This is a genomic window from Pseudomonas sp. Z4-20, from assembly GCF_051131955.1.
Lineage (GTDB): Bacteria > Pseudomonadota > Gammaproteobacteria > Pseudomonadales > Pseudomonadaceae > Aquipseudomonas > Aquipseudomonas marvdashtae.
Genome location: NZ_CP071641.1, coordinates 5254583 through 5275144, shown reverse-complemented (window position 1 = coordinate 5275144; position 20562 = coordinate 5254583). Strand labels below are relative to the sequence as shown.

The window sequence follows — 20562 nt, the reverse complement described above, 5'->3', positions numbered from 1 at the left end:
CTCGACCCCTTACGGAGCGCGCAATGCAGACTTTGTACCCGCAGATCAAACCCCATGCCCGGCACGATCTGGCTGTCGATGACACCCATACGCTCTATGTCGATGAAAGCGGTTCGCCGGAAGGCCTGCCGGTGGTGTTCATTCACGGCGGCCCTGGGGCGGGTTGCGATGCACAGAGCCGTCGCTACTTCGATCCAAACCTGTACCGAATTGTCACCTTCGATCAGCGCGGCTGTGGTCGTTCGACCCCTCACGCCAGCCTGGAAAACAACACCACCTGGGATCTAGTCGAAGACCTCGAGCGCATCCGCAAGCACCTGGGCATCGAAAAATGGGTGCTGTTTGGCGGTTCCTGGGGCTCGACGTTGGCCCTGGCCTACGCCCAGACCCATCCGGAGCGGGTGCACGGCTTGATTCTGCGGGGGATCTTTCTCTGCCGGCCGCAGGAAATCGAGTGGTTCTACCAGGCCGGCGCCAGTCGCCTGTTCCCTGATTACTGGCAGGACTACATCGCACCGATTCCGCTGGACGAACGCGAAGACCTGCTCAGCGCCTTCCACAAGCGCCTGACCGGTAACGACCAGATCGCCCAGATGCACGCGGCCAAGGCCTGGTCTACCTGGGAGGGCCGTACCGCGACCCTGCGCCCGAACCCGCTGGTAGTCGACCGCTTCTCCGAGCCGCAGCGCGCGCTGTCGATTGCCCGGATCGAATGCCACTACTTCACCAACAACGCTTTCCTCGAACCCAACCAGTTGATTCGCGACATGGGCAAGATCGCCCATTTGCCGGGCGTCATCGTCCATGGCCGCTACGACGTTATCTGCCCGTTGGACAATGCCTGGGAGTTGCATCAGAACTGGCCCAACAGCGAACTGCAGGTGATCCGCGACGCCGGTCACGCCGCTTCGGAGCCGGGGATTACCGATGCGCTGGTGCGCGCCGCCGCGCAACTGGCCCGGCGCCTGCTCGACTTGCCACCCGAAGAAGCATGAAGGGGCTGCTGCAGCGGGTTCGCGGCGCCCGGGTCGAAGTCGCTGGCGAGATCGTCGGGGCCGTGGATCACGGCTTGCTGGTGTTGGTCGCCGTCGAGCCTGGAGATACCCGGGCCAGCGCCGACAAACTCCTGCACAAGCTGCTTAACTACCGGGTGTTCAGCGACGCCGAGGGCAAGATGAATCTGTCCCTGGCGGATGTCGGGGGAGGGTTGCTGCTGGTGTCGCAGTTCACCTTGGCGGCGGACACAAAAAGCGGCCTGCGTCCGAGCTTTTCGACTGCCGCGCCTCCCGCCCTCGGGGAAGAGTTGTTCATCTATCTGCTAAGCCAGGCGAAACAGGTGCATGGCACCGTGGCATCAGGTAGATTCGGCGCCGACATGCAAGTGCATCTGGTCAATGATGGCCCGGTGACCTTCCTGTTACAGGTCTGAAAGCGTTTGAAACATCTTTTCGGTCCGGTTTCGAGGCAAAACACGGAGTTTTCTCGATAAATACTTTGCTAGCCCTGATGCGTTGTCACGCGGCCTACTAGATAATCGCGCGCTACGGGGGACCAGCGTTCGCTGGTCCATTTGACTTAGGTAGAGACTTGTCCTGAACCGTTTGGGGAATCATTTTGTCCCGTCGGAGTCGGAACAATGCTCGCCAACTTGGCAAGAGTGGTCGGCAGGAACGGTTTTTCAGCGCCGTTACCGTGCAGATACTTTATCTGGCCGTTGGTTTTTTGATCAGTTTTCGGCGAGGGTTGCTCGTGATTGTTAGTCCCTGTAATGCACCAAAAATGACTGCCAAACGGTTTAGAAACGCTCTGGTAGCGGGCTCGGCCCTGTTGTGCCTGTTTGGCGCCGGCCAACTGTGGGCATTCAGCCTGGATGATGTATCGGCGAAGGCACAAGAACTGGCCGGGCAGAAATTCGAAGCCCCGCGCAGCAATCTGCCGAACGAATTCCGCGAAATGAAATTCGCCGATTATCAGAAAATCCGTTTCCGCACCGAAAAAGCGGAATGGGCCGACCAGAAGACGCCGTTCCGGTTGTCCTTCTATCACCAGGGCATGCATTTCGATACGCCGGTGAAGATCAACGAAATCACCGCGACCACTGTCGACGAGATCAAGTACGACCCGACACGTTTCGATTTCGGCGACGTCAAGTTCGATCCCAAGGCCACCGAACAGCTGGGCTACGCCGGTTTCCGCGTGCTGTACCCGATCAACAAGGCCGACAAGCAAGACGAGATCATGACCATGCTGGGCGCGAGCTATTTCCGCGTTATCGGCAAGGGTCAGGTTTATGGCTTGTCCGCCCGCGGCATGGCCATCGACACCGCGTTGCCATCCGGTGAGGAATTCCCGCGCTTTCGCGAGTTCTGGATCCAGCGTCCGAAACCGACCGACAAGCACCTGGTGATCTTCGCCTTGCTGGACTCGCCACGGGCCACCGGCGCCTATCGCCTGACCGTGCGTCCGGGCACCGACACCGTCGTCGACGTCAAATCACGCGTGTTCCTGCGTGATCGCGTCAACAAACTGGGTATCGCGCCGTTGACCAGCATGTTCCTGTTCGGCGCCAACCAGCCGTCCAAGGTGCTGAACTACCGTCGTGAACTCCACGACTCCAGCGGCCTGTCCATCCATGCCGGCAACGGCGAGTGGATCTGGCGTCCGCTGAACAACCCGAAACACCTGGCCGTGAGCAACTTCTCGGTAGAAAACCCGCGTGGCTTCGGCTTGCTGCAGCGCGGCCGCGATTTCAGCCACTACGAAGATCTCGACGACCGCTACGAAAAACGCCCAAGTGCCTGGATCGAGCCGAAAGGCGATTGGGGCAAGGGCACCGTCAACCTGGTCGAGATCCCGACCGCCGACGAAACCAACGACAACATCGTTGCGTTCTGGAGCCCGGAAAAGCTGCCTGAGCCAGGCCAGCCACTGGACTTCGCCTACCGTCTGCACTGGACCCTCGACGAAGCCAACCTGCACTCGCCAGACAGCGCCTGGGTCAAGCAGACCCTGCGTTCCACGGGTGATGTGAAGCAGTCCAACCTGATCCGTCAACCGGACGGCAGCGTGGCCTACCTGGTGGATTTCGAGGGTCCGTCCCTGCAAGCCCTGCCTGAAGACGCCGATGTGCGTAGCCAGGTGAGCATTGGCGACAATGGCGAGATCGTCGAGAACAGCGTGCGCTACAACCCTGAAACCAAGGGCTGGCGCTTGACGCTGCGCTTGAAGATCAAGGATCCGAGCAAGGCGACCGAGATGCGTGCCGCGTTGGTCCGACCTCTGGTTCCTGTCGAGCTGCCAGCCACCTCGCATTCGGTGACGACCCTGGCCAAGGCCGACAAGGTCGCCAAGCAGCAGAGCGAAAAAGAGAAAGCCAACGAGCAAGCCGGCGAGCAGAAAGAAGCCAAGGCCGTCACAGCGTCCACCGCCGCTGCCGAGCCGACCCCAACCCCACAGGAACCGGAACAGACTGAGCAAGTCCTGACCGAGACCTGGAGCTACCAGTTGCCTGCCGATGAGTAATACTTCCGTACAACCAGAATCTCTTCGCGAGTATCTGGCCCATTTGCCGATGACCGATGAGCAGCGCGCCGAACTGGCGGGCTGCAAGTCTTTCAGCGAGTTGCACGAGCGCCTGGCTTCACCGACATTCGATGCACCCAACGAGGCGGCGCAAGCCTCGGTGGGCCGTCGCCTGACGTTGAGCACTGCCGAGGAACTCGAGGAAGCCGAAATGCTGGCCCTCGATTCCAGCGGCCGGGTGTGCTTGAAGGCGACTCCGCCCATTCGTCGGACCAAGGTCGTGCCGGAGCCGTGGCGCACCAATATCCTGGTGCGCGCCTGGCGCCGCCTGACTGGCCGCACCAACCCGCCGAAACCGCCCAAGGACGAGCGCGTATTGCCGCACGCGCGTTGGCGTACCGTGGGCTCGATCCGCCGCTACATCCTGCTGATCCTGATGCTCGGCCAGACCATCGTTGCCGGCTGGTACATGAAAGGCATCATGCCGTACCAGGGCTGGTCGCTGGTGGACCTGGACGAAGTCCTGCACCAGCCGCTGCTGCAAACAGCCACGCAAGTGCTGCCGTATGCGCTGCAAACCAGCATCCTGATTTTGTTCGGGATCCTGTTCTGCTGGGTGTCGGCCGGTTTCTGGACCGCTTTGATGGGCTTTCTCGAACTGCTCACCGGGCACGATAAGTACCGTATCTCCGGCGCCAGCGCCGGTAATGAGCCGATTCCCAAAGACGCCCGCACTGCGCTGGTGATGCCGATCTGTAACGAGGACGTGCCACGGGTATTCGCTGGCCTGCGCGCCACCTTCGAGTCCGTCGCGGCCACGGGTGACCTGGATCGCTTCGACTTCTTTGTACTCAGCGACAGCAACGAAACCGATATCTGTGTCGCCGAACAGCAGGCTTGGATGGATGTCTGCCGTGAAGCCGGTGGCTTCGGCAAGATCTTCTACCGCCGTCGTCGCCGTCGCGTGAAGCGCAAGAGCGGCAACCTCGACGATTTCTGCCGTCGGTGGGGCAGCGACTACAAGTACATGGTCGTGCTCGACGCCGACAGTGTCATGAGCGGCGAATGCCTGACCAGCCTGGTACGGCTGATGGAAGCCACGCCGGACGCGGGCATCATCCAGACCGCGCCACGTGCCTCGGGCATGGATACGCTGTATGCGCGCATGCAGCAGTTCGCCACTCGGGTGTACGGTCCGCTGTTTACGGCCGGTTTGCACTTCTGGCAGTTGGGCGAATCCCATTATTGGGGCCACAACGCGATCATTCGCATGAAGCCGTTCATCGATCACTGCGCCTTGGCGCCGTTGCCCGGTAAAGGCGCGTTCTCTGGAGCGATCCTGTCCCACGACTTCGTCGAAGCCGCGCTGATGCGCCGCGCCGGCTGGGGCGTGTGGATTGCCTATGACTTGCCGGGCAGTTACGAAGAATTGCCGCCGAACCTGTTGGACGAACTCAAGCGTGACCGTCGCTGGTGCCACGGCAACCTGATGAACTTCCGGCTGTTCCTGGTCAAGGGCATGCACCCGGTGCACCGTGCGGTGTTCCTGACCGGCGTGATGTCCTACCTGTCGGCGCCGCTGTGGTTCTTCTTCCTGGTGCTGTCCACCGCGCTGCTGGCGGTGAATACACTGATGGAACCGCAATACTTCCTGGAGCCGCGCCAGCTGTATCCGCTGTGGCCGCAGTGGCATCCGGAAAAAGCCATCGCGCTGTTCTCCACCACGATCGTGTTGCTGTTCCTGCCCAAGCTCTTGAGCATCATCCTGATCTGGGCAAAAGGCGCCAAGGAGTTCGGCGGCAAGTTCAAGGTAACCCTGTCGATGCTGCTGGAGATGTTCTTCTCCATGCTGCTGGCGCCGGTGCGGATGATTTTCCACACTCGCTTCGTCCTTGCCGCCTTCCTGGGTTGGGCCGCGACCTGGAATTCGCCCAAGCGTGATGATGACTCCACGCCATGGAGCGAAGCGGTCAAGCGCCACGGTCCACAAACCCTGTTGGGCTTCTTCTGGGCCTTGCTGGTGATTTGGTTGAACCCGAGCTTCCTGTGGTGGCTGGTGCCGATCGTGGGTTCCTTGATGCTGTCGATCCCGGTCTCGGTGATCTCCAGCCGTGTGGGCCTGGGCTTGAAATCCCGCGATGAAAGCCTGTTCCTGATTCCTGAGGAATACGCACCGCCGCAGGAGTTGCTGTCGACTGACCAGTACACCCACGAGAACCGTTGGCATGCACTGAACGACGGCTTCATCCGGGCAGTGGTCGACCCGCAACAGAACGCCTTGGCGTATGCCTTGGCCACCTCGCGTCACGGCAAGGCCGAGCCGATCGAATGGCTGCGGGTCGAACGTGTTCGTCACGCCCTGAAGGTCGGCCCGGAGGGGCTTAACAACGCCGAGCGACTGGCGCTGTTGAGTGATCCGGTGGCCTTGTCCCGTCTGCATGAGCAGGTCTGGAGCGAGGCGCATCCCGAGTGGTTGGCGGCGTGGCGTGAGTCGGTGAAGGCCGATCCCCATGCACCGTTGCTGCCGCTTCAGCCGGTGAGCGTACAGCCTCAACTGGCTTGATCGCCTGATACGCAAAAAGCCCCGCTTCTGGAAGGAAGCGGGGCTTTTTGTTGGGCTAAGGATTTGCGCCTGAGACTTGCCGCACTCTAAATGACTAGGTTTATTGTACAACTGGAGTGACACCGACAGCTGGACTGAGGAAATCAATGTGAAAGCCGCTGGAGCCATCCCCAATAGCTAAATGGATACCCCTAACCCCTTCATTCATTTGAGAGTTCACCTTGTAGTCTAAAAAGGGAACTATTTCATCGTTGACGCCAATTGCAAACTCGGTAAGTTCCAGGCCCCTAGCCCCGGCAGCTGACTCCAAGATTTCGATATGTTCGCCGTCTTCGGTTTGTAGGTAAGTGCGGGTTGGGTTTTCTTAGTATGGTTAATATTCTAGAGATCTTGTTATCGATTATCCGTTGGGTGAACAAGGGTGCTTGTATTAATGCAGGTCTGTTTAAAATGTGGAATGGCTGTTTTTTGAATTTTTAGAACTGATTATCTTGTAGTTTTTATTTTTGCGGTCTGATGGTTATTTGTGTAGGAAGTGTCTGTAATGACTTTCTGAAAATTTATGGAACGGCGCTCGAGTGTTGTCTGGTTGATCTAGCGTTGATAGGTTTGGTTGCCGTCGTTTGAATTTTTTAATTGAAGGGGAAGGAAATGACAGGTACGAAAAAATATTTGTCTGATACAGCTCTTCAGCAAGCGCTGTCCGTTATAGATCTGACAGAAATACGCGCACCCGTTCACGCAGTTCGCCTAATGGTTGACGAAATCGTCGAGGGATTAGTTCTTAACGGCTGGCCTCGGGCACGTCTTCAGACTGGCCCGCGTATCGTATCTGCTGAAGAAAATTATGGACTGCTGGGCTACGACCCGACAGAGATCACCTTGGGCAGTGAGCACACACGCTGGGTGAGCGAGCATTCACTGTTGCGTACACAAACCACCAGTCAGATTCCCGTCGCCCTCCAACGTGCTGCTCAAGAGCGCAAACCGGGAGAAATGGTTTTGCTCGCCGCCCCAGGCATCACATTTCGACGCGACAGCCGGGATAGATGGCATTGTGCCGAACCGCACCAAATGGATATTTGGGTATTGGGGGATCCGGCGCTTTCGGATCGGGAGCATCTGTTGCGTCTGGTCGGTGATATTCTCGGAACCGCCGTTCCCGATAAGCCTTGGGTCTACAGCGATAGCCCGCATCACTACACCGAGGGCGGGATCGAAGTGAATGTAACTAACGATGGCACCGATGTTGAAGTACTTGAATGTGGTGTTATTGCCACTTCGTTGTTGCGGCGATTGGGAATCGATCCTCAGTGTCATGGAGGCCTGGCTTTGGGAATGGGTCTAGATCGGTTGACCATGCTACGAAAGGGAATACCAGATATCCGTCTGTTGCGTGACCCTAACGAACGGGTACAAGCACAAATGCAAGACCTGCGCCCTTGGAGTGCCGTCTCTCGCTTACCTTCGATTTCTCGAGATATCTCGGTGGCGGTGTCGCCTGGGTTGAGTGAGGAGGTGTTGACCGAAAAGATGTTGCAGGCGGCTGGCGACTGTTCTGGCTGGATTGAGGAAATGCAGGTCAAAGGACGTTGGGTTTCGTCAGAGTTGCCGCCTCAAGCTATCGAGAGACTCGGTCTGTTGGACGATCAGGAGAATGTTCTATTGCGCGTGGTACTGCGTGATTGTTCCCGATCAATAACAACCGCCGAGGCCAATGCTTTGTATGAAAAAATTCAGTTGGCACTACATGAGGGCGTTCCGGGAGCGGGATACCGAATGGATTTGACGGTGCGTTAATTCATTCGTCGATTGCGCTGGTTTTCGTCTTATAGATAATCAAAAACCCCGTTTTGAAGAAAACGGGGCCTTGTGCGGTGTCGGTCAGTGTTGTGGATTGACGTTATCCAGCATCCGGTTTGTCAGCAAACCGCTCAGCTCGATCAGTTGCAAGATGCCAAGCGCAACTTGGCGCCGGGAGCCTTCAAGGTCGAATGCAAGGTCGTTGATCATGGCATCGGCTGAGGCCAGGGTTTCGCTGAGGTTGGCCAGCAGGCTTTCGGTGTCGATGCCGTCGACGACGGTGAAGAGCGGGTCTGACGGTTGTTTGTTCCTGGGTTTGTTCTGTTCGGGTTTCAGGTAGTAATCGAGCGCGCGGTCGGTGGCTTCCTGGAGTTTCTTGGGATCGGTTTCTGGTTCTGGTGGGTTGGGTGTGACCTTGTACATGGTTGTCGCTCCTAGGGTTATGGAGCCGCCAGATATCGCTGCTAAACGAGGAGGGTGGCGACTGTACGCGGGTTAGCAGACCGGGACCCTAGAACCCGGCAGACCCGAAGGTCTCCCACGCACAACCGCCATGACATAGATGCGCAGGCGCTGAAGCCTGCTCACGCATGTGGAGAGCGTACGTCTAGGATTGTCCAGGCTGCTAAACCCGATCGCTGAACTGACAGCGACCCGCAAACGTTAGAGCCCAGAGTCAAGGCGCACAAGCCGGCGGATTCTGGCGTAGTTGTAGGCAATGGCGCAAGACGTCGTAGCCTTGGGATGACGGATTGTGGGACGTGGGTGTTTTTGTGTGTGTATCCGTTATTTAGGTAACGGCTGCTTAGGGTTTCGCTCTTACAGCGACTCACTTTTATGAAGCGTAAAAGTAAGCAAAACGCTTTTGCCCCACCACTTGGCACCTCGCCTAGGCTCGGTGTGCCCTCACTCCGGCATTGCTCCGTGGGCCCGCCGCGAAGGGCCATCCATGGCCCAGCGCGGCTATCCCGGCATCCATGCCGGGATGCCCACTGCGCAATGCCTGCGTTCGGCCAGCGTGGTTAACGGGGCGCCGAGATCAACGTCCGCCGCGAGGCGGCCTGAAAGCCGACCTGTCTCTAGGTGACCGCGTTCATCCTGTCGGAATGGGTTTGTTCGCGAACAGCCTGCACATTCGACAATTTGCGTAGATGGCGGCATTAACCCTGTGGCGAGGGAGCTTGCTCCCGCTGGGTTGCGGAGCAGCCCCAAAACCATTCTCCAAGGTGTATCTGGAAAAAAGCAGGGTGGTTTTTTACGACTGCTGCGCAGCCGAGCGGGAGCAAGCTCCCTCGCCACGGGTTTGTTGTTTGCTTAGGAAAATGGTTTTCCATGTGGGAAGCGAAGGCCAGCTCATAGCCCCACCGCCATCGCGAGCAAGCTCGGGTCCCACATGGAAACGCGGTCACCAAAGAAACAGGTCGGCTATAAGGCCGCCTCGTGGTGGACGTTGATCTCGGCGCCCCGTTAACCACGCTGGCCGAACGCAGGTATTGCGCAGTGGGCACCTCGGCATGGATGCCGAGGTAGCCGCGCTGGCCCATGGATGGGCCTTCGCGGTGGGCCCACGGAGCAATGCCGGAGTGAGGGCCCACCGAGCCTAAGCGAGGTGCCAAGTGGTGGGGCAGAGGCGCTTTGGTTACTTTCGCGCCTTTCGAAAGTGACTCGCCGTAAGGGCGAAACCCTAAGTAGCCATTACCTAGATAACGGATATACACCCAACATCAACACCCGAATCAAACCCGAAACCGCCCCACCAACGTCTGCAAATGAACCCCCAACCGCGCCAGCTCAGCACTGGAAGCAGCAGTCTCCTCACTGGACGACGCCGTCTGCTCCGACACATCACGCACATTCAGCACGCTACGGTTGATCTCTTCAGCCACGGCGCTTTGCTGCTCAGCCGCCGCAGCGATCTGCTGGTTCATCGACTGAATCGCCGAAACCGTGCGAGTGATGTTCTCCAACGAACCACCGGCGCGGCGGGTCAGTTCGACGCTACTGTCGGTCAGGCTGCGGCTGTTTTCCATGATGGTCGCGACTTGTTCGGTACCGTTTTGCAGGCCGACGATCAATTCTTCGATTTCTTCGGTGGACTTCTGCGTGCGCTGGGCCAGGCTGCGGACCTCATCGGCTACCACGGCGAAGCCTCGTCCGGCTTCACCGGCACGGGCGGCTTCAATGGCGGCGTTGAGGGCCAGCAGGTTGGTTTGCTGGGCCACGGACTTGATCACGTCCAGGACGCTGCCGATCTTGTCGCTTTCGCGCTTCAAATCGCCCATGGCGGTGGTGGAGTTACCGACTTCCCGCGCCAGGCGTTCGATCTGGGCGATGGCTTCGCCGACGACTTTGTCGCCTTCGCGGGCCTGTTGGTCGGCGGCGACGGCGGCTTCGGAGGCTTCCTCGGCGTTGCGCGCCACTTCCTGCACCGTGGCGGTCATTTCATGCATGGCGGTGGCGACCTGATCGGTCTCGATCTTTTGGCTGTTGACCCCGGCACTGGTCTGTTCGGTCACCGCCGAGAGCTGTTCAGCGGCGCTGGCGATCTGGGTGACGCCTTCACCGATACCGCCGATCAACTGCCGCAAGCCTACGGTCATGCGTTGCATGGCACGTTGCAGTTGGCCGAGTTCGTCGCGGCGTTCGGAGGTGAGGTTGTGGGTCAGGTCGCCCGCGGCGACGCGTTCTGCCACCTTCAGGGTCTCATCCAGCGGGCCTACGATCTGACGGGTAATCAGCAGGGCGGCGATTACGCCGAACAGCAGGGCCAGCGCGGCCGCCACTATCAGCAGCATCTTGGCTTGGGCGACGTCGTGGTCGCGCACGGCTGTCTGTGACACGGTCAGCTTCTGGCTGGAATCGATCAGCACTTGGCCTTGCTCAGCCATGCGCTGCTGCGCGGCGGCGTTATCGATCTGCGAGTCACGGAACTGGGCGACTGCGGCGCGGTAGAGATTGAACGAGTCGTTGGCCTGTTGAAGGCTATCGGCATGCTCTTCAGGCAACTGGGCTGGCAAGCGTGCCAGTAGTTTCAGGGCATCGGTGATTGCATCGATGGCCGGCTGCTGGGCTTCGTTTTTGCCGCTGTAGGTGTAGCCGCGAACCTGATAACGGGCCTGTTGGATCGCTTTGCTCAGGGCCACCACGCTGTTGAATTGGGTGACGTCGCCGCCTTGCAACAGCGCTTTTTCCACCTCGGCGACGCGAGCCACGGCGCTATCGGCGCTGGCGCCCAGCTTGCTGCGGGCGTCTTCGCGGTTGACGGTGGCGCTGGTCATTTGGGCGAAGGCGCTTTTATATTCGGCAACGGCAGCCAGTTGTGTGTCGATCAGCGCCACATCAGCCGGCTGCTCAATCGAATCACGAGCAGTTTTCAGCCCGGCTTCTAGCCTGCCAAGCAGATCGTTGACCTGTTGCGGCCCTTTCTCGCCTCGCGTGGTGTTGTAGTCGATGCTGGCCAGGTTCAAGTCTTTGCTCAAGTCGTTGAGACTGGCAATGAACCCCAGCTTGTCACCCCGGCTGATGACATTGCCCAGGCCGGACCAACCGGTGAACGCGATCATCAAGGTAAGGAACAGCACCAGGCCGAAGCCTGCACCGAGTTTGCGATTAACGCTTACATTTCCCAGACCCTGGGCAAGCCACCGGAACATGCTGATACTCCCTTGGAGCGTTGAATTGGTTTTATGGGGACTGTATCGGCGACTTTGGCGGGATCTGTAGAAAATAGACGCGGTGGGTCTTTTCGTGGCGAGGGAGCTTGCTCCCGCTTGGTCGCGAAGCGGCCACCTGGGGGCCAAGGATTTACGACTGCTTCGCAGCCGAGCGGGAGCAAGCTCCCTCGCCACAGGAGAGCAACTAGCTCGTTAGAACAGCCGTGCAAGCAGGGCTGTAACGGCGGTCTCGACCCGCAGGATCCGCTCGCCGAGCTGCACCGGCTGTAGACCGGCCTTGCCCAGCAGGTCGATCTCGTAGGGAATCCAGCCGCCTTCCGGGCCGATGGCCAAGGTCACTGGTCCTGTCAGCGCGCGCGGGCAGGGCGGGTGATTGCCGGGATGGCCGACCAGCCCGAGGGTACCGTCCGCGATGGCCGGCAGCCGGTCCTCGACGAAGGGTTTGAAGCGTTTTTCGATGATGATTTCAGGCAATACGCTGTCCCGGGCCTGCTCCAGCCCCAGGACCAGCTGCTCGCGAATGGCTTCTGGTTCCAGGAACGGCGTCTGCCAGAAACTCTTTTCCACGCGATAGCTGTTGACCAGGATCACCCGCGGCACACCCATGGTCGCAACGGTCTGGAACACTCGCCGGAGCATTTTCGGACGCGGCAGGGCGAGCACCAGGGTCAACGGTAATTTGGCGGGCGGCGTCTGGTCGAGGGTCACTTGCAGTTCGGCTTCGCGAGCCTCCAGGCGCAGCACCTGGGCCGAGCCCATCAGCCCGCCGATGCGCCCGACCCGCAGGCTGTCGCCGACAGCGCTGCGGTGGACTTCCTGCATGTGGGTCAACCGGCGATCGCTCAGGATGACCCGGTCCGGCCCGATGAAATCGGCCTCTTCGAGCAGCAGCAGGTTCACGCTTGGGTTGCTGGCGGCTGGTCGTTGTGGTCGTCCACGGGCTGGACTTCGGGTTCTTCTTCCCGGCGCTTGCGCACCAGGCCGCCGAACAGGATGCCGATCTCGAACAGCAGCCACATCGGCACGGCCAGCAAGGTCTGGGAGAAGATGTCCGGCGGGGTCAGGATCATGCCGACCACGAAGCAACCGATGATCACGTAGGGACGGATCTTCTTCAGGTACGCAACGTCCACCACGCCGATCCACACCAGCAACACCACCGCTACCGGGATTTCAAACGCCACGCCAAAGGCGAAGAACAGCGTCATGACAAAATCCAGGTAGCTGGTGATGTCGGTCATCATCTCGACGCCCGCCGGGGTGGCGGCGGCGAAGAACTTGAAGATCAATGGGAACACGAAGAAATAGGCGAAGGCCATGCCGGTGTAGAACAGCAGGATGCTCGACACCAGCAGCGGCACGGCGATGCGTTTCTCATGCTTGTACAGGCCCGGCGCGATGAACCCCCAGATCTGATGCAGGATCACCGGGATCGCCAGGAACAGCGAGACCATCATCGTCAGCTTCAGCGGCGTCAGGAACGGTGATGACACGTCGGTGGCGATCATCGTCGCGCCTACCGGCAAATACTCGCGCAGCGGCGTGGAGACGAAGGTGTAGATCTGCTGGGTGAAGGCAAACAGCCCGGCGAAGATGACGAAAACCGCCGCGACGCAACGCAGCAGGCGGGTGCGCAACTCGGTGAGGTGCGATACCAGCGGCATCGGCTGGTCGTTTTCAGGGATATCGCTCATGGGGCTCGCGGCGGCAAAGTAGGATCGTGGGGAGTCGCAGTCGTCGTGGTCGCCGGTTCAACCGGTTTTGCCGGTTCAGCGGCCACTGGCGCAGCTTCGACAGCCGGTGCCTGGGGAGCAATGGTCGGCTCGGCGACGGGCTGGACCGGCGTCGGTTCCTGCTGGGTCGGTGTGAAGATCTTCCGCGCTTCCTGCTCCAGCGAGAGGATGTGTTCATTGTGCAGTTGCCGACGAATGTCGTCGGCACCGATTTCACGCTCAACTTCCTGTTTGATCGCATTGAAGCTGCGCTTCAGGCGCCCGATCCAGAGACCGGCGGTGCGCGCAGCACCCGGCAGGCGCTCGGGGCCCAGTACCAGCAGGGCGACGAGGCCGACGAGCAGCAGTTCAGTGAAGCTGATCCCAAACATTAGTCAGTGCTCACGAGTCTTTGCGGGTTGGCTCTTCGACTTTCTGGGCCTGCACGTCGATGGTATTCGGTGCGTTCACGGGCTGGGCGGCTTGCGGGTGCACCGGTTGGGCCGGCTGTACCGGTTGGGCCTGGGCGGTGGTGTCGGCCGGTTTTTCGTCATCGTTCATGGCTTTGCGAAAGCCCTTGATCGACTCGCCGACATCGGTGCCGAGGTTTTTCAGTTTCTTGGTACCGAATACCAGCACCACGACAACCAGGATGACGACCCAGTGTTTCCAGTCAAAGATACCCATGTGGCTACTCCTCTCAAAAATTGATCAGGCGGACGGGCGCGAGGCTTTCTCGACGTGCCCGGACAGACCGAAGCGACGGTCCAGTTCATCCAGTACAGCCTGCGGGTGCTGACCCAGTTGGGCCAGCATGACCAGGCTGTGGAACCACAGGTCGGCGGTCTCGTAGATCACGTCGCTGCAATCGCCGCTGATGGCGGCGTCCTTGGCGGCGATGATGGTCTCGACCGATTCTTCGCCGACCTTTTCCAGAATCTTGTTCAAGCCCTTGTGGTACAGGCTGGCGACATAGGAGCTGTCGGCGGCCGCGCCTTTGCGCTCTTCCAGCACCTGGGCCAGGCGGGTCAAGGTGTCACTCATGGGAATGTCCTGGATAAATGGCATGCGGGTCCTTGAGCACCGGGTCGACGGTTTTCCAGTCGCCGTTCTCGAAGACGCGGTAGAAGCAGCTCCGCCGGCCGGTGTGGCAGGCGATTTCGCCAACCTGTTCGACCATCAAAATGATGACGTCGCCATCGCAATCCAGGCGCATCTCGTGCAAGTGTTGTACGTGCCCGGACTCCTCGCCCTTGCGCCACAGTTTGCCACGGGAGCGTGACCAATAGATGGCGCGGTTCTCGGCGGCGGTCAGTGCCAGCGCTTCGCGATTCATCCAGGCCATCATCAGCACGCGCCCGGTCTTGTGATCCTGGGCGATGGCCGGAACCAGTCCGTCAGCGTCCCACTTGATCTCGTCCTGCCAGTTTTTCATTTTGGGTCCTGACGGCAGCTGCAAGCTTTAAGCTTCAAGCTGCAAGTAAAAGCGATTCTGTGTGGTGCTTAAGTAGATAGGTACAACCCACGCACTTGCGGCTTGCAGCTTATCGCTTGCAGCTCAATCCGGCTATCGGCGAACGACCAGATACAAACCCACGGCCACCATGATGCCGGCGGGCCAATGACCCAGTTCGCTCAGTGGGCCACCGGCCGCGAGCACCGCGCCGCCACCCAGGTGGGCCGCGCCGAGCAGGCGCAGGAACCAGTCGTCCCGACGGCGTTTCCACGGTGGCGCGGGATCGTGGGCGTGGGGCTGGGACATGCGCTCGAGCAGGTCGCGGGTCATGTTGGCCAGGTGCGGGAGTTGTTCGAACTGGCTCTGCACGTTGCCCAGCAAGGTCTTCGGGCTCATCCGCTCGCGCATCCAGCGCTCGAGGAATGGTTGTGCGGTGTTCCAGAGATCCAGATCTGGGTAGAGCTGGCGGCCCAGGCCTTCGATGTTCAGCAGGGTTTTTTGCAATAGCACCAGTTGCGGCTGAACTTCCATGTTGAAGCGGCGCGCGGTCTGGAACAGGCGCATCAGCACCTGGCCGAATGAAATATCTTTTAACGGTTTTTCGAAGATCGGTTCGCACACCGTGCGGATCGCCGCTTCGAACTCGTTGAGCTTGGTCTCGGCCGGCACCCAGCCCGAATCGATGTGCAACTGGGCGACGCGGCGGTAGTCACGCTTGAAGAAGGCGAACAGGTTGCGGGCCAGGTAATCCTGGTCCTCGGGGGTGAGGCTGCCGACAATGCCGCAGTCGATGGCGATGTATTGCGGACTCCACGGCTGCACGGTGCTGACGAAGATGTTGCCCGGGTGCATGTCGGCGTGGAAGAAACTGTCGCGGAACACCTGGGTGAAGAAAATCTCCACGCCGCGTTCGGCGAGCAGTTTCATGTCGGTGCGCTGGTCGGCCAGGGTCGCGAGGTCGGTGACCTGGATGCCGTAGATGCGCTCCATCACCAACACTTTCGGCCGGCACCAGTCCCAATAGACTTGCGGGACGTAAAGCAGCGGCGAGCCTTCGAAGTTGCGGCGCAACTGGCTGGCGTTGGCGGCTTCGCGCAGCAGATCGAGTTCGTCGAAGATGGTTTTCTCGTAGTCCTGGACCACGTCCACCGGGTGCAGCAGGCGTGCATCGGCCGACACCCTCTCGGCGGCGCGCGCGAGGATGAACAGCCAGGCCAGGTCCTGGGCGATGATCGGCTTGAGGCCCGGGCGAATCACCTTGACCACCACTTCCTCACCCGTCTTGAGTTGTGCGGCGTGAACCTGGGCGACCGACGCCGAGGCCAGGGGCTCGACATCGAAACGGCTGAAGACTTCGCTGATCTTCTTGCCCAACTGTTCCTCGATCAGCGCTACCGACAGTTTCGAGTCGAAGGGGGGCACGCGGTCTTGCAGCAGCATCAGTTCGTCGGCGATGTCTTCGGGCAGCAGGTCGCGACGGGTCGAGAGAATCTGTCCGAACTTGATGAAGATGGGGCCCAGGTCCTGCAAGGCCAGGCGCAAGCGTGCGCCGCGACTCAACTCCAGGGTTCGGCGTGGGAACCAGCGCCACGGCAACACGAAGCGCAGCGCCAGGAGAAACCAGGGCAGCGGCAAGGCGAACAGCAGGTCATCGAGGCGGTAGCGGATCACGACGCGCTGGATGCGCAACAGACGGCGGACGGCAAGCAGCTTCATGCGTTATCGCTTGGTTTCAAGGGATCGGGAAAGGCGCTCGAAACGCGCCTCGAGACGTTCCAGATCAAGCTTGATCTGGTCCAGTTCATCAAAACGGGCCTGGGCTTCGCGTTGGCCTACGAGAGTACGCGATTCTTCGGCCAGGTATTCACTCAGATTCTGTCCCAGGCTGGCGAAGCCCTGGCGATACCAGCGGGTACGGCTGCGCAGATGACCGCTGAGCAACTGGGTGGCCACCGGACCGATCCAGCGGGACACCTCGTATTCCCAGTCCAGCTCAAGGTCCTGGAGAATCGCCGCCAGCTCCAGCAGCACGCCGCTGTCGCCGTCGAGTTCGACATCGGGGCCATGCAGCACGGCGGTCTTGTTCTGGCTCAGCGCCAGCTCCAGCAGGTTCGACGCCGGGGCTCGGAGCGTGCAGTCCGCCTCCGCCACCCAATGAGAGGCGAGCATCAGGCCCTCATCACTGGGCAGGATAAACAGCTTGAGCGCCGGGCTGCGACAATCGACGGCAATCACCTTGCCACTCAAATGCGCCAGGCGCATCGGCGCCGTGCTGTCCAGGCGCAGGACCCGGTTGATGCCGAGTTCGACGCCGGCGAGCAGGCCGGTGAGCAGCATCAGGGCTTGATACCGCGGTGCAGGGCAACGATGCCCGAGGTCATGTTGTGGTAGGTCACGCGGTCGAAACCGGCTTCGACCATCATCGACTTCAGCGTTTCCTGGTCTGGATGCATGCGGATCGATTCGGCCAGGTAGCGATAGCTTTCCGCGTCGTTGGTGATCAGCTTGCCCATCAGCGGCATGAAGGCGAACGAGTAGGCGTCGTAGGCCTTGGACATCAGCGCGTTGGTCGGCTTGGAGAATTCCAGCACCAGCAGCCGGCCACCGGGCTTGAGTACGCGCAGCATGGAGCGCAGCGCGTCTTCCTTGTGGGTGACGTTACGCAGGCCGAAGGCGATGGTGACGCAGTCGAAGTGGTTGTCCGGGAACGGCAGCTTCTCGGCATCGGCCTGGACGAACTCGACGTTGCCCGCCACACCCAGGTCCAGCAAGCGGTCGCGACCCACCTTGAGCATGGATTCGTTGATGTCGGCGAGCACCACATGGCCGGTCGGGCCAACGATGTGGGAGAATTTTTTAGTCAGGTCACCCGTGCCGCCAGCGATGTCCAATACACGATTGCCGGTGCGCACGCCCGACAGTTCGATCGCGAAGCGCTTCCACAAGCGATGCATGCCGCCCGAGAGCAGGTCGTTCATCAGGTCATACTTGGCGGCTACCGAGTGGAAAACCTCAGCGACTTTTTCCGCCTTCTGGCTTTCCGGCACGTTCTTGAAGCCGAAGTGAGTGGTGGGTTCGGCATCGCTGCCTTTGCGCTGATCAGTCATATCGCTGTCACCAAAAAAGAATGCGGGACATTCTAATCCCGGTGGAGTGCTTTGTCTTGGCAAGGCTGCAGGTAAGATGAACCACTGCCAGGACGTTTTGACGCAGGCAGGGTCTGAAACGTTCAGGCAAGTCTCGATCAAACAGGAGTTATCAGATGGCCCGTATTACTGTTGAGCGTGCCCATGCCCTGGGCAAGGAAGCGGCCCGCGAAAAGGCTGACAAGTTGGCGCAGAAACTTTCCGACAGCTATGGCCTGGAGCCCCGGTGGGAGGGCGACACGCTGAAGCTCAAGCGTTCCGGGGTCAAGGGCGAAGTGCATGTAGGCGAAGATTCGATCCGCGTCGATGTGGAACTGGGCATGTTGATGTCTGCCATGAGTGGCACGATCAAGACGGAAATCGAAAAAGCCTTGGACAAGGCGTTGGCTTGATTAACCCACTGGCGAATTGGGATATGGAATTCAGTTGCCTGACTAGCCCTGGTGCAAGCGAGCCTGCTTCCACCAGGGCGTCATTCCCTTGGGCCTATCCGTTTTGTTAGGGTGCCCTTTCTAATTATTGTCACTACTTTGTGCCTGAGCCCGACCCTGTACGGGCAGTTCCTCCCATCTGTCTTCGAGTGAGGTGCACCATGGCCAAAGTTATTTTGAAGAAAAAAACCGACATTGAATCTTCCACGCTGAGCGACGTGAAAACGTACGCGCGCAAGATCTGGCTGGCTGGCCTGGGCGCCTATACCAAGGTGGGCCAGGAAGGCAGCGAGTACTTCCAGGAGTTGGTCAAGGCTGGCGAAGTTATTGAAACAAAAGGCAAAAAGAACATTGCCGGAACACTTCAAGCAGCCAACAGCGAACTGATTGAAGCCAAGACCGACGTCAATACTTTCAAGGCCAGGGTTGAAGTCCAACTCGACAAAGTCGAGAAGGTGTTCGACGCGCGTGTTGCAAGTGCCTTGAATCGTATCGGCATTCCGTCTAAACATGACGTTGAGACACTCTCTGCTAAGCTCGATGAGCTGACGGCATTGCTCGAACGTGTCGCGCGTAAACATTAAGGAGAACGGGATGGCTGGCAAGAAAATCACCGATAAAGAAGGCAGCTCGTGGGCCGGGAAGATTGAAAAGTACTCCCGCAAAATCTGGCTTGCTGGTTTAGGCGTGTACTCGAAGATCGACACTGACGGCAGCAAACTCTTCGAGTCCCTGGTTAAGGACGGCGAGAAGGCCGAAAAACTCACCAAGACGGCGGTTGGCAAACAAGTCGATGCGGCTACGGTCTCCGCCGAGTCGGCGAAATCAAGAATCGGCGGCGTGAAGGATCGAGCCCTGGGTAAATGGGATGAGCTGGAGGGTGCCTTCGACAAGCGCCTGAACAGTGCAATTTCCCGCTTGGGCGTGCCGAGCCGCAATGAAGTCAAGGAACTGCACAGCAAGGTCGACACCCTGACCAAGCAGATCGAAAAACTCACCGGGGCCAAGGTCACGCCTGTCGCGACCAAGGCTACTGCAAGCAAGACGGTGGCGGCCAAACCCGCGACGAAGACGGCAGCCAAGCCACTGGTCAAGGCAGCGACAAAAACCGTCGCCAAACCTGCGGCCAAAGCAGCGGCTAAAACCGCAGCGGCCAAACCAGCAGCCAAGGCGGCCAAACCCGTCGCGGCAAAAGCAGCAGCCAAGGCCGCTGCCAAACCTGCTGCCAAGCCAGCGGCTAAAACTGCAGCAGCTAAACCGGCTGCGGCCAAACCTGCGGCAAAAGCCGCTGCGAAGCCGGCCGCCAAACCCGCCGCGGCGAAAAAGCCAGCGGTGAAAAAAGCGACTGCGCCAAAAGCAGCCGCACCGAAGGCGCCGACCGCGACCGCCAAACCGGCAACCCCAACGGGCACGGCGAACTCCGCTTCGGCTCCGACTCCGGTGGCCACCTCGACTCCAGCGCCGGCTCCGTCGACGCCTACCAGTCAGTCCTGATTTTCCAGGGCAGGCAAAGACGCCCGGCTTATGTAGGCCGGGCGCTCGTTCCCACGCTCCCGCGTGGGAATGTCTCCAGCTGCGTTCCGCTGTTTGGGGCGCTGAGCGTCACGCTGGCGTCAATCGTGCTCTTCCAGGTACCGCAGCGCCATCTGTTCGGTCGCGACCTTGACCGCAGGCGGCAAGTGCGGCGCCACCAGCATCATGACCTGGTAGACCACCAGGCGAACTTCGCCTTCGCGATCCAGGATCCGTTGATAGTCCAGCGAGAACAGCAAGGTCATGGTGATCTGCTCCACCAGTTGCCCCAATGCCTGTGTATCGCTGACCAGAAACCCCTGGGCCTTGAGTTGCGCCAGCAATGAGGCCAGGGTCCGCTTCAGCGCGTTGAGCAACTGGCGAATCCCCTTGGCCAGTTTTGGCAGGCGCCCGGCCAGGTTCGACAGGTCCTGGAACAGAAACCGGTATTGAGCCAGGCGCTCGACGATCAGGTGCAGGAATAACCAGTAATCCTCCGGCGCCAGTTGCGCATCGGCCGGTGGGTCCAGCAGCGGCGCGAGCTCGGCCTGGAATCGCTCGAACAGTCCCAGTATCAGTGGTTCCTTTCCATGGAAGTGGTAATAGAGGTTGCCAGGGCTGATACCCATTTCATTGGCAATTTCCATGGTGGAGACGTTCGGCTCGCCCTTTTCGTTGAATAACTGCAGGGCACATTCAAGGATGCGGTCGCGGGTTTTCATCCGGTCTTCTTAGTGATGAAG

19 protein-coding genes and 1 pseudogene are annotated in these 20562 nt (G+C 59.8%); 8 read left to right on the top strand and 12 right to left on the bottom strand.

Annotated features, from left to right (window positions below; all coding sequences use genetic code 11):
• Positions 1–23: 23 nt before the first annotated feature.
• The 5 genes from pip to J3P82_RS24015 all read left to right on the top strand — a co-directional run bounded on the left by pip (position 24) and on the right by J3P82_RS24015 (position 7885).
• On the top strand, positions 24–995 hold the full coding sequence (gene pip / locus J3P82_RS24035) for a prolyl aminopeptidase (protein ID WP_434559118.1): 972 nt from the start codon (positions 24–26) through the stop codon (positions 993–995).
• The gene (gene dtd, locus J3P82_RS24030; RefSeq protein WP_434559116.1) at positions 992–1429 is read left to right on the top strand and encodes a D-aminoacyl-tRNA deacylase; all 438 of its coding nucleotides are present in this window, start codon (positions 992–994) and stop codon (positions 1427–1429) included. The genes pip and dtd overlap by 4 nt, the downstream gene beginning before the upstream one ends.
• 350 nt (positions 1430–1779) lie before the next feature.
• A complete protein-coding gene (locus tag J3P82_RS24025; protein ID WP_434559114.1) occupies positions 1780–3522 on the top strand; it encodes a glucan biosynthesis protein G in 1743 nt (580 codons plus the stop codon).
• Positions 3515–6085 carry a glucans biosynthesis glucosyltransferase MdoH gene (mdoH, locus tag J3P82_RS24020; protein WP_434559112.1) on the top strand — a complete coding sequence of 857 codons (2571 nt, stop codon included), beginning with the start codon at positions 3515–3517 and terminating at the stop codon, positions 6083–6085. The genes J3P82_RS24025 and mdoH overlap by 8 nt, the downstream gene beginning before the upstream one ends.
• 651 nt (positions 6086–6736) lie before the next feature.
• Positions 6737–7885: a hypothetical protein gene (locus tag J3P82_RS24015; RefSeq protein WP_434559110.1), complete on the top strand. Its 1149-nt coding sequence runs from the start codon at positions 6737–6739 to the stop codon at positions 7883–7885.
• Positions 7886–7969: 84 nt separating this feature from the next.
• Here J3P82_RS24015 and J3P82_RS24010 read toward each other — a convergent pair whose 3' ends face one another.
• The 11 genes and pseudogenes from J3P82_RS24010 to ubiE all read right to left on the bottom strand — a co-directional run bounded on the left by J3P82_RS24010 (position 7970) and on the right by ubiE (position 17837).
• Positions 7970–8311, bottom strand: coding sequence for a DUF6124 family protein (locus tag J3P82_RS24010; protein ID WP_434559108.1), 342 nt, complete (start codon positions 8309–8311; stop codon positions 7970–7972).
• 1313 nt (positions 8312–9624) lie between these two features.
• Positions 9625–11541 (bottom strand): methyl-accepting chemotaxis protein, encoded by a 1917-nt coding sequence (locus J3P82_RS24005; protein ID WP_434559106.1) that lies wholly within the window; start codon positions 11539–11541, stop codon positions 9625–9627.
• Positions 11542–11754: 213 nt separating this feature from the next.
• Positions 11755–12462, bottom strand: a complete 708-nt coding sequence (locus J3P82_RS24000) for a 16S rRNA (uracil(1498)-N(3))-methyltransferase (protein WP_434559104.1) — start codon at positions 12460–12462, stop codon at positions 11755–11757.
• Positions 12459–13256, bottom strand: a complete 798-nt coding sequence (gene tatC, locus J3P82_RS23995; RefSeq protein WP_434559102.1) for a twin-arginine translocase subunit TatC — start codon at positions 13254–13256, stop codon at positions 12459–12461. The genes J3P82_RS24000 and tatC overlap by 4 nt, the downstream gene beginning before the upstream one ends.
• On the bottom strand, positions 13253–13666 hold the full coding sequence (gene tatB / locus J3P82_RS23990; RefSeq protein WP_434559100.1) for a Sec-independent protein translocase protein TatB: 414 nt from the start codon (positions 13664–13666) through the stop codon (positions 13253–13255). The genes tatC and tatB overlap by 4 nt, the downstream gene beginning before the upstream one ends.
• A gap of 10 nt (positions 13667–13676) precedes the next feature.
• On the bottom strand, positions 13677–13961 hold the full coding sequence (locus J3P82_RS23985) for a twin-arginine translocase TatA/TatE family subunit (RefSeq protein ID WP_186639612.1): 285 nt from the start codon (positions 13959–13961) through the stop codon (positions 13677–13679).
• A 24-nt stretch (positions 13962–13985) separates the two neighbouring features.
• Positions 13986–14318 (bottom strand): phosphoribosyl-ATP diphosphatase, encoded by a 333-nt coding sequence (locus J3P82_RS23980; protein WP_003186671.1) that lies wholly within the window; start codon positions 14316–14318, stop codon positions 13986–13988.
• The gene (gene hisI / locus J3P82_RS23975; protein WP_434559098.1) at positions 14311–14709 is read right to left on the bottom strand and encodes a phosphoribosyl-AMP cyclohydrolase; all 399 of its coding nucleotides are present in this window, start codon (positions 14707–14709) and stop codon (positions 14311–14313) included. The genes J3P82_RS23980 and hisI overlap by 8 nt, the downstream gene beginning before the upstream one ends.
• A gap of 132 nt (positions 14710–14841) precedes the next feature.
• Positions 14842–16446, bottom strand: a complete 1605-nt coding sequence (gene ubiB, locus J3P82_RS23970) for a ubiquinone biosynthesis regulatory protein kinase UbiB (protein WP_434559096.1) — start codon at positions 16444–16446, stop codon at positions 14842–14844.
• Positions 16443–17067, bottom strand: a pseudogene (locus tag J3P82_RS23965) (ubiquinone biosynthesis accessory factor UbiJ). The gene ubiB and the pseudogene J3P82_RS23965 overlap by 4 nt, the downstream one beginning before the upstream one ends.
• Positions 17067–17837 (bottom strand): bifunctional demethylmenaquinone methyltransferase/2-methoxy-6-polyprenyl-1,4-benzoquinol methylase UbiE, encoded by a 771-nt coding sequence (ubiE, locus tag J3P82_RS23960; protein ID WP_186615663.1) that lies wholly within the window; start codon positions 17835–17837, stop codon positions 17067–17069. The pseudogene J3P82_RS23965 and the gene ubiE overlap by 1 nt, the downstream one beginning before the upstream one ends.
• Before the next feature lie 155 nt (positions 17838–17992).
• On the opposite strand from ubiE, the gene J3P82_RS23955 reads away from it, so the two are divergent.
• From J3P82_RS23955 to J3P82_RS23945, 3 genes are all read left to right on the top strand, one after another.
• Positions 17993–18268, top strand: coding sequence for a polyhydroxyalkanoic acid system family protein (locus tag J3P82_RS23955; protein ID WP_186615665.1), 276 nt, complete (start codon positions 17993–17995; stop codon positions 18266–18268).
• A 200-nt stretch (positions 18269–18468) separates the two neighbouring features.
• Positions 18469–18891, top strand: a complete 423-nt coding sequence (locus J3P82_RS23950) for a phasin family protein (RefSeq protein WP_434559094.1) — start codon at positions 18469–18471, stop codon at positions 18889–18891.
• Between the two features lie 10 nt (positions 18892–18901).
• Positions 18902–19801: a phasin family protein gene (locus J3P82_RS23945; protein WP_434559092.1), complete on the top strand. Its 900-nt coding sequence runs from the start codon at positions 18902–18904 to the stop codon at positions 19799–19801.
• A gap of 119 nt (positions 19802–19920) precedes the next feature.
• Here the strand turns inward: J3P82_RS23945 and J3P82_RS23940 are convergent, their stop codons facing one another.
• On the bottom strand, positions 19921–20541 hold the full coding sequence (locus J3P82_RS23940; RefSeq protein WP_434559090.1) for a TetR/AcrR family transcriptional regulator: 621 nt from the start codon (positions 20539–20541) through the stop codon (positions 19921–19923).
• Between the last annotated feature and the right edge of the window lie 21 nt (positions 20542–20562).

Bases quoted from the DNA above. Each gene is read 5' to 3' on its own strand.
- pip (WP_434559118.1), top strand. From the start codon at position 24: ATGCAGACTTTGTACCCGCAGATCAAACCCCATGCCCGGCACGATCTG.
- J3P82_RS23955 (WP_186615665.1), top strand. From the start codon at position 17,993: ATGGCCCGTATTACTGTTGAGCGTGCCCATGCCCTGGGCAAGGAAGCG.
- J3P82_RS24005 (WP_434559106.1), bottom strand. From the start codon at position 11,541: ATGTTCCGGTGGCTTGCCCAGGGTCTGGGAAATGTAAGCGTTAATCGC.
- ubiE (WP_186615663.1), bottom strand. From the start codon at position 17,837: ATGACTGATCAGCGCAAAGGCAGCGATGCCGAACCCACCACTCACTTC.
- mdoH (WP_434559112.1), top strand. From the start codon at position 3,515: ATGAGTAATACTTCCGTACAACCAGAATCTCTTCGCGAGTATCTGGCC.
- J3P82_RS23945 (WP_434559092.1), top strand. From the start codon at position 18,902: ATGGCTGGCAAGAAAATCACCGATAAAGAAGGCAGCTCGTGGGCCGGG.
- tatB (WP_434559100.1), bottom strand. From the start codon at position 13,666: ATGTTTGGGATCAGCTTCACTGAACTGCTGCTCGTCGGCCTCGTCGCC.
- hisI (WP_434559098.1), bottom strand. From the start codon at position 14,709: ATGAAAAACTGGCAGGACGAGATCAAGTGGGACGCTGACGGACTGGTT.
- J3P82_RS24025 (WP_434559114.1), top strand. From the start codon at position 1,780: ATGACTGCCAAACGGTTTAGAAACGCTCTGGTAGCGGGCTCGGCCCTG.
- J3P82_RS23985 (WP_186639612.1), bottom strand. From the start codon at position 13,961: ATGGGTATCTTTGACTGGAAACACTGGGTCGTCATCCTGGTTGTCGTG.
- dtd (WP_434559116.1), top strand. From the start codon at position 992: ATGAAGGGGCTGCTGCAGCGGGTTCGCGGCGCCCGGGTCGAAGTCGCT.
- tatC (WP_434559102.1), bottom strand. From the start codon at position 13,256: ATGAGCGATATCCCTGAAAACGACCAGCCGATGCCGCTGGTATCGCAC.
- J3P82_RS23980 (WP_003186671.1), bottom strand. From the start codon at position 14,318: ATGAGTGACACCTTGACCCGCCTGGCCCAGGTGCTGGAAGAGCGCAAA.
- J3P82_RS23950 (WP_434559094.1), top strand. From the start codon at position 18,469: ATGGCCAAAGTTATTTTGAAGAAAAAAACCGACATTGAATCTTCCACG.
- J3P82_RS24015 (WP_434559110.1), top strand. From the start codon at position 6,737: ATGACAGGTACGAAAAAATATTTGTCTGATACAGCTCTTCAGCAAGCG.
- J3P82_RS23940 (WP_434559090.1), bottom strand. From the start codon at position 20,541: ATGAAAACCCGCGACCGCATCCTTGAATGTGCCCTGCAGTTATTCAAC.
- J3P82_RS24010 (WP_434559108.1), bottom strand. From the start codon at position 8,311: ATGTACAAGGTCACACCCAACCCACCAGAACCAGAAACCGATCCCAAG.
- ubiB (WP_434559096.1), bottom strand. From the start codon at position 16,446: ATGAAGCTGCTTGCCGTCCGCCGTCTGTTGCGCATCCAGCGCGTCGTG.